The organism is Hymenobacter sp. BRD67, from assembly GCF_013256425.1.
GTDB lineage: Bacteria > Bacteroidota > Bacteroidia > Cytophagales > Hymenobacteraceae > Hymenobacter.
Map to the genome: position 1 here is coordinate 1,923,348 of NZ_CP053904.1, position 13,312 is coordinate 1,936,659.

12 protein-coding genes are annotated in these 13,312 nt (G+C 60.3%); 4 read left to right on the forward strand and 8 right to left on the reverse strand.

Annotation, left to right across the window (positions count from 1 at the left end):
* Nucleotides 1–16: 16 nt before the first annotated feature.
* The 3 genes from GKZ67_RS24530 to GKZ67_RS08880 all read right to left on the reverse strand — a co-directional run bounded on the left by GKZ67_RS24530 (nucleotide 17) and on the right by GKZ67_RS08880 (nucleotide 5,076).
* Nucleotides 17–703: a TolC family protein gene (locus GKZ67_RS24530; protein ID WP_173246623.1), complete on the reverse strand. Its 687-nt coding sequence runs from the start codon at nucleotides 701–703 to the stop codon at nucleotides 17–19.
* The gene (locus tag GKZ67_RS08875) at nucleotides 589–4,470 is read right to left on the reverse strand and encodes a CusA/CzcA family heavy metal efflux RND transporter (protein WP_173241980.1); all 3,882 of its coding nucleotides are present in this window, start codon (nucleotides 4,468–4,470) and stop codon (nucleotides 589–591) included. The genes GKZ67_RS24530 and GKZ67_RS08875 overlap by 115 nt, the downstream gene beginning before the upstream one ends.
* 225 nt (nucleotides 4,471–4,695) lie before the next feature.
* Nucleotides 4,696–5,076: a hypothetical protein gene (locus GKZ67_RS08880; RefSeq protein ID WP_173241981.1), complete on the reverse strand. Its 381-nt coding sequence runs from the start codon at nucleotides 5,074–5,076 to the stop codon at nucleotides 4,696–4,698.
* Between the two features lie 170 nt (nucleotides 5,077–5,246).
* Between GKZ67_RS08880 and GKZ67_RS08885 the strand changes: the two genes are divergently transcribed.
* Complete coding sequence (locus GKZ67_RS08885; RefSeq protein WP_173241982.1) at nucleotides 5,247–5,879, forward strand: LON peptidase substrate-binding domain-containing protein; 633 nt, start codon at nucleotides 5,247–5,249, stop codon at nucleotides 5,877–5,879.
* Between the two features lie 186 nt (nucleotides 5,880–6,065).
* On the forward strand, nucleotides 6,066–8,948 hold the full coding sequence (locus tag GKZ67_RS08890; protein ID WP_173241983.1) for a DUF4394 domain-containing protein: 2,883 nt from the start codon (nucleotides 6,066–6,068) through the stop codon (nucleotides 8,946–8,948).
* Between the two features lie 113 nt (nucleotides 8,949–9,061).
* On the opposite strand, the gene GKZ67_RS08895 is transcribed toward GKZ67_RS08890, so the two are convergent.
* The 3 genes from GKZ67_RS08895 to GKZ67_RS08905 all read right to left on the reverse strand — a co-directional run bounded on the left by GKZ67_RS08895 (nucleotide 9,062) and on the right by GKZ67_RS08905 (nucleotide 10,964).
* Complete coding sequence (locus GKZ67_RS08895) at nucleotides 9,062–9,469, reverse strand: XrtX-associated membrane protein (RefSeq protein WP_173241984.1); 408 nt, start codon at nucleotides 9,467–9,469, stop codon at nucleotides 9,062–9,064.
* A 92-nt stretch (nucleotides 9,470–9,561) separates the two neighbouring features.
* Nucleotides 9,562–10,113, reverse strand: coding sequence for an exosortase X (xrtX, locus tag GKZ67_RS08900; RefSeq protein ID WP_173241985.1), 552 nt, complete (start codon nucleotides 10,111–10,113; stop codon nucleotides 9,562–9,564).
* 35 nt (nucleotides 10,114–10,148) lie between these two features.
* Nucleotides 10,149–10,964, reverse strand: a complete 816-nt coding sequence (locus tag GKZ67_RS08905) for a M48 family metallopeptidase (RefSeq protein ID WP_173241986.1) — start codon at nucleotides 10,962–10,964, stop codon at nucleotides 10,149–10,151.
* A gap of 200 nt (nucleotides 10,965–11,164) precedes the next feature.
* Between GKZ67_RS08905 and GKZ67_RS08910 the strand changes: the two genes are divergently transcribed.
* Nucleotides 11,165–11,572, forward strand: a complete 408-nt coding sequence (locus tag GKZ67_RS08910; protein ID WP_173241987.1) for a hypothetical protein — start codon at nucleotides 11,165–11,167, stop codon at nucleotides 11,570–11,572.
* Nucleotides 11,573–11,633: 61 nt separating this feature from the next.
* Here GKZ67_RS08910 and GKZ67_RS08915 read toward each other — a convergent pair whose 3' ends face one another.
* Nucleotides 11,634–11,975 carry a hypothetical protein gene (locus GKZ67_RS08915; protein WP_173241988.1) on the reverse strand — a complete coding sequence of 114 codons (342 nt, stop codon included), beginning with the start codon at nucleotides 11,973–11,975 and terminating at the stop codon, nucleotides 11,634–11,636.
* A gap of 141 nt (nucleotides 11,976–12,116) precedes the next feature.
* On the opposite strand from GKZ67_RS08915, the gene GKZ67_RS08920 reads away from it, so the two are divergent.
* The gene (locus tag GKZ67_RS08920; RefSeq protein ID WP_173241989.1) at nucleotides 12,117–12,824 is read left to right on the forward strand and encodes an RsmE family RNA methyltransferase; all 708 of its coding nucleotides are present in this window, start codon (nucleotides 12,117–12,119) and stop codon (nucleotides 12,822–12,824) included.
* On the opposite strand, the gene GKZ67_RS08925 is transcribed toward GKZ67_RS08920, so the two are convergent.
* Nucleotides 12,821–13,288 (reverse strand): hypothetical protein, encoded by a 468-nt coding sequence (locus GKZ67_RS08925; RefSeq protein ID WP_173241990.1) that lies wholly within the window; start codon nucleotides 13,286–13,288, stop codon nucleotides 12,821–12,823. The genes GKZ67_RS08920 and GKZ67_RS08925 overlap by 4 nt on opposite strands.
* Nucleotides 13,289–13,312 lie beyond the last annotated feature (24 nt).

Consider the following 13,312-nt stretch of genomic DNA (forward strand, 5'->3'; position numbering starts at 1 on the left):
TTAGCAAAAATGAATACTACTTGGTAGCTACCGGCTCGGTGCCCACCACGGCCAGTAGGCTCACTACCAGGTCGTCGTACTGGCGCACCTGGTCGAGGTAGCCTTCCTGAATTTGCCAGGCGGGCTGGGTGTTCACTACATATTCAACATACTCTATATCGCCGGCGCGAAAGCTTTTTTCGGCGGTGTCGAGAATGAGGCGGGCCTGCGGCAGCGCAGCCTGCTCATAGTACGTGAGCGAGGCCCGCGCCCGCCTGAGCTGCTGGCGCAACGTGGCAAGCTGAGCAGTAAGCTGGCTTTGAGCATAGGTAAGCTGCTGGTCGGCTACCTGCTGGCCCAGGCGGGCGGCAGTTACCCGCGCTTTCTGCACGCCCCCGAGCAGCGGCACTGCCAGGCCCACCTGCCCCACGTTGAAGCCCTTTTCCAGGTTGATGGTCTGGTTGAAATAGCCCACCCGCACGTCGGGCAGGCGCCGCAGACTCTCTACTTTAATCTGCTGCTGACTTACGGCTACCTGCTGGCGCAGCAGCCCTAGCTGCGGGTTGCTCTCGGGCGAAAGAGCCAGCGTGTCGGCGGGGTTGAGGAGCGCTACGGGGCTGGCCGTCGTGTCGAAGCGGGCGGGCTGCGTGCCCCCAGTAACTGGCCCAGCTGCCGCTCCAATACCTGAATATCGACCCGCAGCGTGGCCAGCCGGTTGCGCAATTCCTGGCTGCGGGCCTCGGCCGATACTTGCTCAAGGCGGTTGGTTTCGCCCACCTGGTAGCGAATGCGGGCCGCGTGGGCAGCCCGGCGGTACAGGCTGTCCTGGCGGCGCAGCACGGCGGCCCGGCGGTAAGCTACCAGCAGCTGGTAGTAGTTGCTGCGAATTACCTGGGCCACATCGCGGCGCTGCTGCCGGGCACGCTGCTCGGCCGTAAGCGCCTGCGTTTGCAGCAGCCGGCGCTGCGCCGCGTACACGCTGGGCAGGGCCGTTTGCTGAATAATGTTGATGCTGTGGTCGTTGTACGGACCCGAAATCTGGCCGTACTGGTAATCAACTATCGTGCGCGGCAGCTCATAACCGGTCCGGGTGAGTGCCCGCTGCTGCTCGACCTGCAGGCTGGAAGTTTGCAGCGACAGGTTCTGGCCGGTAGCAGTTTGCAGCGCCTGGCTCAGGCTGAGCGGCTGGCCGGCGGTAGTGCCCAACGTGTTCTGAGCGTGGGCCTTGCCCGCGCAAGCCAGCAGCCCGCCCAACAACAGAATAGCGGCCACTACCGGGGCCGGGCTGGCCTTAGCGCCGGCGTCTTTGGCTGGGTCGGCGGGCACCTCCCCTACTTCGGCAGCGTGCTTGGCTTTTTCCTCGGCTTCGGCTACTTCCTCGGGGTTGGGCTCGCCGTCTTTGGTAAAAAACGTGTAGAGCACCGGCAATACGACCAGCGTCAGCAGGGTAGCCGAAATCAGCCCGCCGATAACCACCGTGGCCAGGGGCTTCTGCACCTCGGCCCCGGCCGAGGTGCTGAGCGCCATCGGCAGAAAGCCAAGTGAGGCGACGCTGGCCGTCAGAATTACCGGCCGGAAGCGCTCCTCGGTGGCGCGCAGCACGCGGGCCCGCACTTTGCTCACGCCTGCCGCGGCCAGCTCATTGAGGCTGGCCAGCAGCACAATGCCATTGAGCACCGCTACGCCGAACAGGGCGATGAAGCCCACGCCCGCCGAAATACTAAACGGCATGCCGCGCAGCCACAGCGCCACAATGCCGCCGATGGTGGCCAGCGGCACGCCCGTAAAAATGAGTAGGGCCTGCTTCACCGACCGGAACGAGAGGTAGAGCAGCATAAAAATGAGCGTGAGCGACACCGGCACGGCTACCGACAAGCGCTTTTTGGCCTGAATTAGGTTTTCGAACTGCCCGCCGTAGCTCAGGGTGTAGCCGGGCGGCAGCTTGAGGCCGGTAGCGAGCTTACCCTGAATCTCTTCAACCAGGCTCTGCACGTCGCGGCCCCGCACGTTGATACCGATGTTGATGCGGCGGCGGGCGTCGTCGCGCGAAATCTGGATGGGCGCGTTGTGGTAGCTGACGGTGGCTACCTCGTCGAGCGGAATTTTCTGGCCGCCCGGCGTATCCACGTACAGGTCTTGCAGGTTGCTGAGGCCGGCGCGGTGCACGCTGTCGAGCCGCACCACCAGGTCGTAACGGCGCTCGCCTTCGTACACCTGCCCCGCCACGTCGCCGGCAAAGGATGAGCGCAGCAGGGTATTCAGGTCGCTCACCTTCAGGCCGTACTGGGCCAGTTTCTGGCGGTCGTAGCGCACGCGCATCTGCGGCAGGGCCGCAATCTGCTCCACCTTCAAATCGCCCACGCCGGCCAGGGGCCGAATGAGGTCGGCGGCTTCACTGGCTTTCTCAAAGAGCACGGCCAGGTCGTCGCCGTAAATCTTGATGCTTACATCTGACTTCACCCCCGAAATCAGCTCGTTGAAGCGCATCTGGATGGGCTGCTGAAACTCAAGCGTCACGCCCGGAATACCAGCCAGGGCCGCCTGCATCTTATTGGCCAGCTCCTCGCGCGAGGTGGCCGACGTCCACAGGCTGCGGTCTTTGAGAATCACCATCTCATCGCTGTCTTCCAGCGACATGGGGTCGGTCGGAATCTCAGAGGTGCCGCTTTTCCCCACAATCTGCTCGATTTCAGGAAATTTCTTAAGTAAAATCTGCTGCACGCGGGTGTTGGTGGCTACCGTCTGGCTTAGCGACGAGCCGGGGGCCAGGGTCACGTTCAGGGCAATGTCGCCCTCATCGAGCTGCGGAATAAACTCGCCGCCCATGCGCGAAAAAACGAAGCCCGCCAGCACCAGCAGCCCCACGGCCGTGCCCATCACCACCCAGCGCGCCCGCAGCGCCGCCCGGATAACCGGGTCGTAGCCCCGGTGCAAAAACTTCATAATACGGAAGGAAATCGTGCCTTCCTCTTTAATATCCTTGCGCAGCGCCCAGGCCGTAACGGCCGGCACGTAGGTGAGGCAGAGTATCATTGCCCCTACGATGGCGAAGCTCACCGTAAGCGCCATTGGCCGGAACATCTTGCCCTCAATGCCGGTGAGCGACAGAATGGGGAAATACACGATAAGAATAATAAACTGCCCGAACAGGGCCGACGACATAAGGCGCGTAGCCGCGGTTTCGGTCATGTCGTCCATCGTTTCGTGGGCGGCCTGGTCGCGCTGATGCACGAGGTGGTAGATAACGGCCTCCACGATAATCACGGCTCCATCTACAATAAGCCCGAAGTCTAACGCCCCGAGGCTCATCAGGTTAGCCGATACCCCAAACAGGCCCATCATGCCCAGCGCGAAGAGCATGCACAGTGGAATCATGGTGGCCACCACCACGGCGGCGCGCCAGTTGCCGAGTAGCAGCAGCAGCACAGCCAGCACAATCACGCCGCCCTCAATCAGGTTGTGCTCGACGGTGGCAATAGCCTTGTCAACGAGCTTGGTACGGTCGAGAAAAGGCGTGATAACGAGGCCCTTGGGCAGCGTTTTCTGAATGGCCGCCACCCGCGCCTTTACGCTTTTAATCGTATTCTCGGAGCTGGCCCCCTTGAGCATCAGCACAATGCCGCCCACGGTTTCGCCCTGGCCGTTGCGGGTCATGGCCCCGTAGCGCACGGCGTGGCCCATGCGCACGGTGGCTACGTCGCGCACCAGCAGCGGTGCGCCCGCAGTGGCCTGCTTGATTACGGTAGCGCCCAGGTCCTGGAGCGAAGCCACCCGGCCCTCGCCCCGAATGAAGTAAGCATTGGGGCCGCGCTCGAGGTACGAGCCGCCGGTATTGGCATTGTTATCCTGCAACGACTGGTACAGCTCGGCCATCGTTACATTATTAGCTGCCAGCCGGTTGGGGTCGACCGCCACCTCGTACTGGCGCACAAAGCCCCCGAAGCTGCTTACGTCCACCACGCCCGTTACGCCGGCCAGCTGGCGCTTCACTATCCAGTCCTGCACGTCGCGCAACTGGGCCAGCGAGAACTTCTTTTCGTAGCCCGGCAGCACCCGAATACTGTACTGGTATATCTCGCCCAGGCCAGTAGTAATGGGCGCCATGCCGGGTGTGCCCGAGCCGGCCACCAGGTCGGCCTGCGCATTGGTAAGCTTTTCGGCCACCAGCTGCCGGGTGCGGTAGGTGTCCACGTTGTCGGGAAACACTACGGTTATCACCGACAGGCCGAAGCGCGAGATGGAGCGAATTTCCGTTACGCCCGGAATGGTTCGCAGCTGCAGTTCGAGCGGAATGGTAAGCATCTGCTCTACCTCCTGCGCCGCCAGCGCGGGGCTTTGGGTGATGACCTGCACCTGGTTGTTGGTGACGTCAGGAATAGCGTCGAGCGGCAGGTTGGCGGCCGAAAAGCCGCCCCAGGCTATGAGACCCAGCATCAGCAAGCCCACAATAAGCTTGTTGCGGACGCTGGCCGCAATAATTTTGGAAAGCATGAAAACGAAGGGATGCGGCCCTGGGCGGCGAAGCATAGCGCTTCTCCTCAGCGCGGCGCGTGCCAATAGCACATCCCGCGCGCTCCCAAAACCAGAATTACCAATACAACCGCGTGGGGCGCCCTGCCCCGGCACACGACCGCCCGTGCGCCATTGCCGCCGGCACCTTAGCTCGCCAGCGAGGTGCTGCTATCCGCGCACACTGCCCCCAGGGGCGCAGCCGGACTACGCTCGCGGGGGTTGCAGCAGGGCCGCATCCGGCCCGTCTTGGTAAAGGGTATTAGCGGCCGGCCGATAAGCCGGTCCACCCAGCGCCAGCGGCTGTCTCAGCAGCAAAGGCCCAGCCGAATATACCAAAAATGATAGATGATTACTGTCGCCGTGCTGCCCGTGCAAGGGCAGCCCCTGGTGGTCTTGCTGGTGCTGGGCCGAAAAGGTGCAGCCAAAATGCTGCTTGGTGCCCGAGCCATAGTGCTCGGCCAGAAACTGGGCCAGCGACAAGCCGCCGCCTGCCGCCGAATGGTGAAAGCGGTAGTGCTCCAGCAGCTGCGGCAGCTTGCTCAACTCCGACAGGTCGTTCTGCGGAATGAAGCTACCCACCAGCATCAGGCAAGCAAGAAAAAAGGCTACCACCGCTTTCATATTAGGCCCAAAACGCCGCCGGCGGCCGAAAGTTTGCCGCCGGCCCGTGATTTGTAAAATTCAGAGCTTTTCTAAACAAGCTGAACTGATGACCGCCTGAAACATTTTACCAGCCGCCGTATTCTTGGCTTACTATGCGATTACTTCCTCTTTTCCCGCTCAACCTGGTGGCTTTCCCGGGTGAGAAGCTGAATCTGCACATTTTTGAGCCCCGCTACCGGCAGCTGGTGCGCGACTGTCTTACCGAGGGCGTACCCTTCGGCATCATCCCTTTTCTGGATAATGCCGTGCAGGAGCTGGGCACCCGGATGCGCCTGCTAAGCGTGGAAAAAACGCATGCCGGGGGTGAGATGGACATCCGTACGCAGGCAGTGAGCGTGTTTCGGGTGCAAAAGTTTTACCGCCAGGCGCCCGGCAAGCTCTATGCCGCCGGCCAGGTAGAGGATGTGGCGCAGGATGAGGAATCGGACCCGGCTTTGCGCGCTACCATTACCCGGCAGGTCCGCCAGCTTTATGAGGCGCTGGGTTTGCGCAAGCTGCTGCTGGAGCTGGACCCCGCCTTTCGCATCTTCGACGTGGCTCACCACATTGGCCTCAGCACCGAGCAGGAATACCAGCTGCTGGGCACCACTGCCGAGCTTGAGCGCCAGGAGCTGGTACGCGAGCACCTCGAGCGCCTGCTGCCGGCCGTGCTCGAGGCCGAGCGCCTTAAAGAGCGCGTGCGCCTCAACGGGCATTTCAAAAATCTGCAGCCGCCCCAGTTTTAAGCTGAGCGCTAGCAAATTATTATGAAAATAATGCCAGGTTTTTCATCCTGCTGATGCGCAAATTCGTACCTTAGCCCAGCCGACACAGCACGGCAGCAGAACAGCATTTAATTAGCTATATTTTAACACATTATGGAAAAAATTTCCTCTGTCATGTTGCGAACTCGCCGTTGGCTAGGTGCGCTTGTGGTACTGCTACTCGCAGCCGGCACGTCTGGCCTCCACGCCCAGCCCACCATTATCTATGGACTTGGTGTGTACACCCCAGGAGCGGTTTATGGCGGCCAAAACCTGGCTGGCAATCAAAACCTGGTTAGTATTGACCCGGCCAACCCGAGCAGCGCCAGTGCGCCGGTGGTTGCAATCACGGGCCTTACCCCAGGGCAGGTGCTGGCCGCCATTGAGGTGCGGCCCTATACGGGGCAGCTTTATGGGCTGGGCTACGACGCTGCCACCAATGGCAACAACGTCCAGCTTTATACCTTAAACCCAGCTACGGGCCTGGCAACCAGCGTAGGCGGAGCCTTTCGCCTGGAGCTGGCCGGCAATAATTCCAGCAATACTTCAGGCATTGTGCCGGTAGTAGGCTTTGCTTTCAACGCCCGTACCGACCGCATTCGGGTAGTAGCGCCCAACGGCAACAACTACCGCCTCGACCCCAACACCGGCACCTTAGTCGGGACGGATACGCCGCTGAAATACGTAGCCAATCCGGCCGGGGTAACGCTGCCGCCCGCGCCTTACATCGGCGCAGTGGCCTATACTAACTCCAGCATCGGGCTATCGGCCCCCACGCTCTACGACTTCGACGATACCAATACGAACGGTATTCTCTCTATTCAAGGGCTGCCTTCGCCTAACGATGGCCAGCTGACTACGGTAGCCCCGGCTTCATTTTACATTACCGGCTCGTCGCAGCCCGGACCTTACCCCCTGGCTTCGCCTACGGCGAATATAGATATTGATGTATTTTATGACCGCCCGACTCGCAGCAACCAGGCCTTTTTGCTGGAAGGGCGGCCGGGCCCCGGCACCATTGTTACGTATGCCTCCAACCTGTACTCGCTGAACCTAGCAACCGGCCGGGCCACGCTGATTTCTAATATTTCGGGCAAGGTGCCGTACGTAATTTTCAATATTGCCGTGGCTACCGTGATGCCGCTAACCTGGAACGGCAGCGTAAGCACCGCCTGGAACGTACCAGCCAACTGGACCCCAAGCCGGGTACCAACGTCGGCCGATGACGTGCTGATTCCGGGCAACACGCCCCGGCAGCCCGCAGTGAGCGACAATGAGTTTGCGCTTTCGGTAACGCTGGATGGCGGCGCCTCTCTCACTACAGCCGACGGCGGCACGCTCAACGTCAGCAGCAATTTTATTAATAACAATGGTACCGTGCTGGGTAGCGGCAGCGGCACCTTAGCCCTGGTTGACACCCTGCGCCACGAGATTGCCGGTCCGAGCCTTTCGGCCTTTCAGAACCTGGTGCTGGGCGGCACCCTGAATGGGCGCAGCGGCGGGCGCACGTTCACTACCGGCCCGGTAAGTGTGCAAAGTGGCCTTTCGCTTATCGGCAACCTGGCTATTGGTCCCAACCAGCCATTTACCCTCCTCTCCAACGCCAGCGGCACAGCCTACGTGGTTAACAGCGGCGGCGTGGCTACCGGCACGGCCACCGTACAGCGCTACATCACGCCCACCAACCCCGGCCTGGGCTACCGTCACTATTCGGCCCCGGTAAGCAATACCACGGTAGGCGACCTGGCGACCAGCACCTTTACGCCGGTTTTTAATGCCAGCTACAATACCAGCTCGACGCCGGGCACTGTGCGGCCCTACCCTACCGTATATGGCTACAGCCAGGCGCAGTACGAAAGCTCGCCGGCCAGCGCTGCCACCCCCGATTTTGACAAGGGCTACTACTCGCCGGCCGACGGTACCGCTCCCTGGGTGCCCGGCACCGGCTACACCGTAAACCTGGGCGGGAATGAGCTGGTTGATTTTAATGGAACCCTTACCAACGGCGACATCAGCACGGCCGGCCAGGGCCGTAGCGCCAAGGCCAACGCGGGCTGGCAGCTGCTGGGCAACCCCTACCCCAGCTCGCTCGACTGGGACCAGGTAGTAGCTACCGGCGGCCTGGTTAATATTCGAAATGCTGTATATGTATTTAAAAGCAATAGCCAGTACGGGGGCATTTATGCCAGCTACATAAACGGACAGAGCACCAATGGCGGCACCAATGTTATTCCGGTCGCTCAGGGTTTCTTTGTGCAAACCAGTGCGGTCGGGGCTACGGGCAACATCAACTTTAAGAATACCCAGCGCATCACGACGGGCGTTACGGCTCCGTTTCAGCGCACAGCCGCCGACGCGCGCCCGCAGCTGCTGCTGGAGCTGAGCAATGGCCAAACGGCCTCGCAAACGGATATCTATTTCCAGAATGGCGCCACCGCAGGGTTCGACAACGCCTACGATGCAACGGCGCTGCCTTTCCTTAATGGCTTGCTGCTGGCCACGGAAGCAGGCACTGACGTGCTGGCTATCAATGGCCAGCCGGCGCTGGCGGGCAGTGTTACCATTCCGCTGCAAGTAGGCGTGGCCGCGGCCGGCACCTACTCGCTGCGAGCGGCTACCCTTGCCAACCTGCCCACCGGCTACCACGCTTACCTGCGCGATGCCATCCTGAATACGTACACCGACCTGAGCCTCACGCCCAGCCTCACCCTAAGCCTAACCGCTGCGCCATCCGTCGGCCGGTTTGCTATCCTATTTAGCCCGACTGCTCCGCTGGCTACGGCGCCGGCCGCACTGGCAGCCCTGGCCTTGCTGTATCCTAACCCTGCGCATGGCACGGCCACGCTGCTGCTGCCACAGGCGCTGCGCGGGGCGGGTAGCTGCTCGGTGCAGCTAGTAAATGCGCTCGGCCAGACAGTGTTCACCCGTACCGTGGTAGCTGGCAGTCCCGACACCTTTGAGCTGCCCCTGGCGGGCGTTGCCGCGGGCGTCTATACTGTTCGCGCAACTACTACCAGCGGTCAGATTACCAAACGATTGGTTGTGGAATAGTCCAGCAGCCTGCATCTAGCACAACAGCCCCGCCAGCTATCTCTGGCGGGGCTGTTTGCATTTAGTGGGTATTCACTCGCTGCTCAATCACATTACCCCACGCATACCGCCGCTCAGCGCCGGGCAATGCTACGAGTGCCAGGCCACAGCAAAGGCAGCAGCAGCATGACGGGCAGGGGCGAAACCAGAAAGTCGATAATGCGCCGGCTCAGCTTAAAAGCCCAGGTAATATTGCCCCCAAGCCGGCCTCCCAGCACCAGCAACACGTAAAGTACCAGCAACGCCAGGTAAATCTGAATTACCCAGCGTGTTCGCTGTGGGTTACGCAGCAGCACATGCAAAAGCAGAATACACCCCCCTACGTAGAGAATACTATAGCTTACCATGGCCGGAATGCTACGGGTGGTAACCAGCTGACTGGTACCGCGCTGCCAGCGGCTAATGGCGCCACTCAGGCCCAATGCCTCAAACAGCGCCTGCCAGGCGCGTGTCAGGGCCGCAAAAACGGCCTCCGATTCCATACCTCCCCAAAATAGAAGCCCGGCCAAAAGCCCGGCCAGCACCAGCCGCCCGGGTGTGAGGGGCGGAGCCGGGCCTAATATCACCCGGCTGCTCATGCCTCAGAGGCGGCCGGCGAGCCATACCAGCGTACCCATTGCATCCAGAGAAGGCAGATGCAGGCGTACACGATAAAGGAGAATGTATAGTGGTGATTGAAATCAACCGAGCGGTGGGCGTAGTGATGGTTTAGCGCCAGGGCTCCTACCCGCACTATATTCAACAAGTACAGGAAAATAATTCCGAGCGGGATAAACCACAGCTTGGGCCGTAACGGTCCGGGAAAAGCCACTATAAAGCCCGCAAACAGGGCGTACAGCACCAGCCCGTCGCACTGATAACCAACCAGCACAGCGGGCTGACCATCCATCGCCAGCGTAGTAGAGCCAGCCGCCGCCGTAGCTGCAAAGCCCAACAGGCGCAGCAATCCGGCACTAGCCGCAGCAATATTTACCGAAAGCCAGCTGTCGAGCCGGCCATCGGGGCCAATAAAACCTTCATAGCCAATGAGCCACACCAGGTAAAGACCAGCAGCCAGTAGTAAAAACTGCCAGCGGGGGGCTAGTCGTTGCCAGCTCGTCGGCGCAGAGATAAATTCAGGAAGCATGGGCACAAATATATCGGCCCGGCCACGACAAACTACTATTGTTTTAGCCCACTCGGTATTCCCTGCGGGTAATCCTGCTGAATGTCTTTCTGAAGCTCCTCAATGCGGTTGCCTGGGTTAGGATGCGTGCTTAGAAATTCGGGCGGATTGCTGCTGCCGGCTTGCTTTTCCAGCATTTGCATCACGTTAATCATAGCGTGAGGGTCATAACCGGCCTGGGGGGTAAACTTCACGGCAAAATTATCGGCCTGCAACTCGTCGTTGCGGCTAAAGCGCAGGGTTACGAGCTTGGCAATCATGGCGGCGGCGGCGGCCCGGGCCACACTGCTGCCGGGGCTGTTGGGGTCGTAGGCCGCGATGGCCGCCGCGCCGGTCAGGCCCTGCGTCAGCTGGCTTTGGGCTACCTGCTCGGCCGAGTGCCGGGCCACTACGTGGCCTATCTCATGGGCCAGCACGCCGGCCAGCTGCGCTTCCGAGGTCAGGTTTTTCAGCAGGCCCTGTGTAATAAACACCTGGCCACCCGGCAGGGCAAACGCGTTGATTGTCTGGTCATCAGCCAGCAGGTGAAACCGATATTGATACTTGGTCTTCTGGTCGAGGGCATTAGCCTGCACAATGCGCTGGCCCACCTGCTGCACGGCGGCCGTTGCCCGGGCATCAGTGCTTTCGCCGCCGTACTGCTGCTCCATCTGCGGAGCGGCCTGCACACCGAGGGCAATTTCCTGGTCGGCCGACATATTCACGTGCTGCTTCTCGCCGGTTACAGGGTTGGTCGAAGTATTAAAGAAGTAGCCCAGCAGCGTTACCACTGCGATTATGAGGCCAATAATAACGCGAAAGTTCAGGCGCATAAACTGCAAAGAATGAGAGTGAGTGTGAAAGCATAGCGTAGCCGTGCTATAGCCCAGCTACAGGCTGTGTAAACGGACCACCGCGCGCTAGGTTATCCCCAGCACCTCGCGTAGGCATTGGCCCTGGGGGTCAAATCAGGTTTCAGCCCTAGCTTCGCCTTGCCCGAGCCGGACTACATCGCGCAAGCGGGCACTGCTATATGGCTTTTTTACTTCCTCAACGCCCGGTTGTTCGCCCGTTTCTGCTCCTGCTGAGCGGGGTGCTGCTGGCTGGGTGCGGCCGTGCGCTGCCCGATATTCCGGGCTTTGCCGCGCCGGCCTGGCGGGCCGACCGCTATGCCTGCGGCGGGCACCGCGCCGCGCTGCTCCCGCCGCTGCTGGCGGCCCGCCCCCGCCTCTATGAGGCCCGCGCCAATGATGTAACGGCCGTGCTCGGCCCGCCTGATGAGGAAGAGCTGCTGGCTCAGACCGAAAAGGTGTACCATTACTACCTTACGCCCGGCGCCCAATGTGGGCCGCGCCGCCCCCACACCAGCGGCCCGCGCCTGAGCATTCATTTTGGACCGCTTGGCACGGTAACGGAGGTACAGGCTGACCCTCTACCGTAAATTCATAAAAAAAGCCAGCTGCACGCGGCAGCTGGCTTGTAGTTATTTACATAAGCAGCGCTTAGCCATTGCCGCCGCCCGAGGTTTCGTCCTGCTGCAGCTGGCTCAGCTGCGAGGGCGACATTATTCGCCCGCACTCCTGCTCGTACTGCGACTGCAGCTCGGCTAGCTGATTGGTGCGGGCAGGTCCGTCGTTACGGGTAGCCTGCTCAATCTCCCGCTGCCGGGTCAGGCGCATGCGGTTGAGTGTAAGCAGCTTCACAAACTGACCTTCGTTGAGTTGCAGGCGCGCACTCATTTCGCGGGTCATCTCGACTACCGTCGGGGATGAAACCGTCTGGGCAAGGGCGCTGAAACTTAGTAAAATAGAAAGAGGCAGGAAGAAAAGTGAAGCAGTCGTCATAGCGGATAGAGAGAATATGCAGGCAGGTCTTGGTATTTTACCAGATTTTCGTTCTAACCTCCCCGCGCTGACCGATAGTTCCGCCGGTTTCTTTTTTACTCCCTAAGGAGTACTCCTTTCGCAAGCCTTATTTTGCCTTTTATGCTCACTTGCTTTGCCCCCGACCTTCTGCCCACTTTAGCCACTTACACACTTTCAGAAGAGGAAAGCAAGCACGCTGTGCGCGTACTGCGCCTCGGCCCTGGCGCGCCCGTTGTGCTCGTAGATGGGCACGGCACGGTGGCCACCGCCCTCATCGCTGATGACAACCCCAAGCGCTGCACGCTTACTATAACTGGCCGCGAAACCATAGCCCCGCGCCCCACCTACACCCACGTAGCCGTAGCCCCCACCAAAAACCTCGACCGCATGGAGTGGCTGGTCGAAAAGGCCGTCGAAGTGGGCATCGAGCGCCTCAGCTTCCTGCGCTGCGCCCGTTCCGAGCGCCGCGACCTCAAGCTGGAGCGCCTGGAGAAAATCGCCGTCAGCGCCCTCAAGCAGAGCGGCCAGGCCCACCTGCCGCAGCTCGACGAGCTAATCGATTTCGAGAAATTCCTGACCAAAATCGACCCTGCTACCACTTTCATCGCCCACCTTGAAGCCGGCGAGCGCACCGCCCTGGCCCAGGTTATTGGGGCCGCGCCGCGCTGCTGCGTGCTCATTGGCCCCGAAGGCGACTTCTCCCCTAGCGAAATTGAGTTGGCGCTGGGCCGGGGCATGCGGCCCGTTATGCTCGGCAGCTCGCGGCTGCGCACCGAAACGGCCGCGCTGGCGGCCGTGTTCACGGCGCAGATAGTGCGGGAGCTTTAACCGAGTTGCTTGCGTGCTTTTATCAAGTTTGTTAGCTTCTCCAGCTTCTTAATCGGTAGTGGAAACCAATTCTTTCTGTTGAAATCAGCTGGGTTAAGCTTTTGCAGCGCACGCCAAAAGGGCAGCAATACAATTTGCTGGCTGGCTTCCAGGCAAAACAATTGCTGTTTGAATTGCGGACTTATAGAATGCCAGTCATCTAACTCAGAAATTTTGAGCTGAATACCTTGTGGCTGTATATTAAACTGGAAAGCCAGTTCTGCCGGCTCTAGCCACCAACTTACGGAAGCGTCTACGCCTTGCATAACAAGCAGTAAGCAGCTAATCAAATCAGCCAATGGGTCATTCAAAACTCCCGAAGCCTGAAATTTCAAATGGAAGTCGCCTATCGTAAGCTCCACGGGAAGCCATTTATACTGAGGCATTCCAAACTCAACCTGCAGTTTAAGGGGTTTTGTTTTCAAGGTGCTACAAATTTAAAAGTTGCG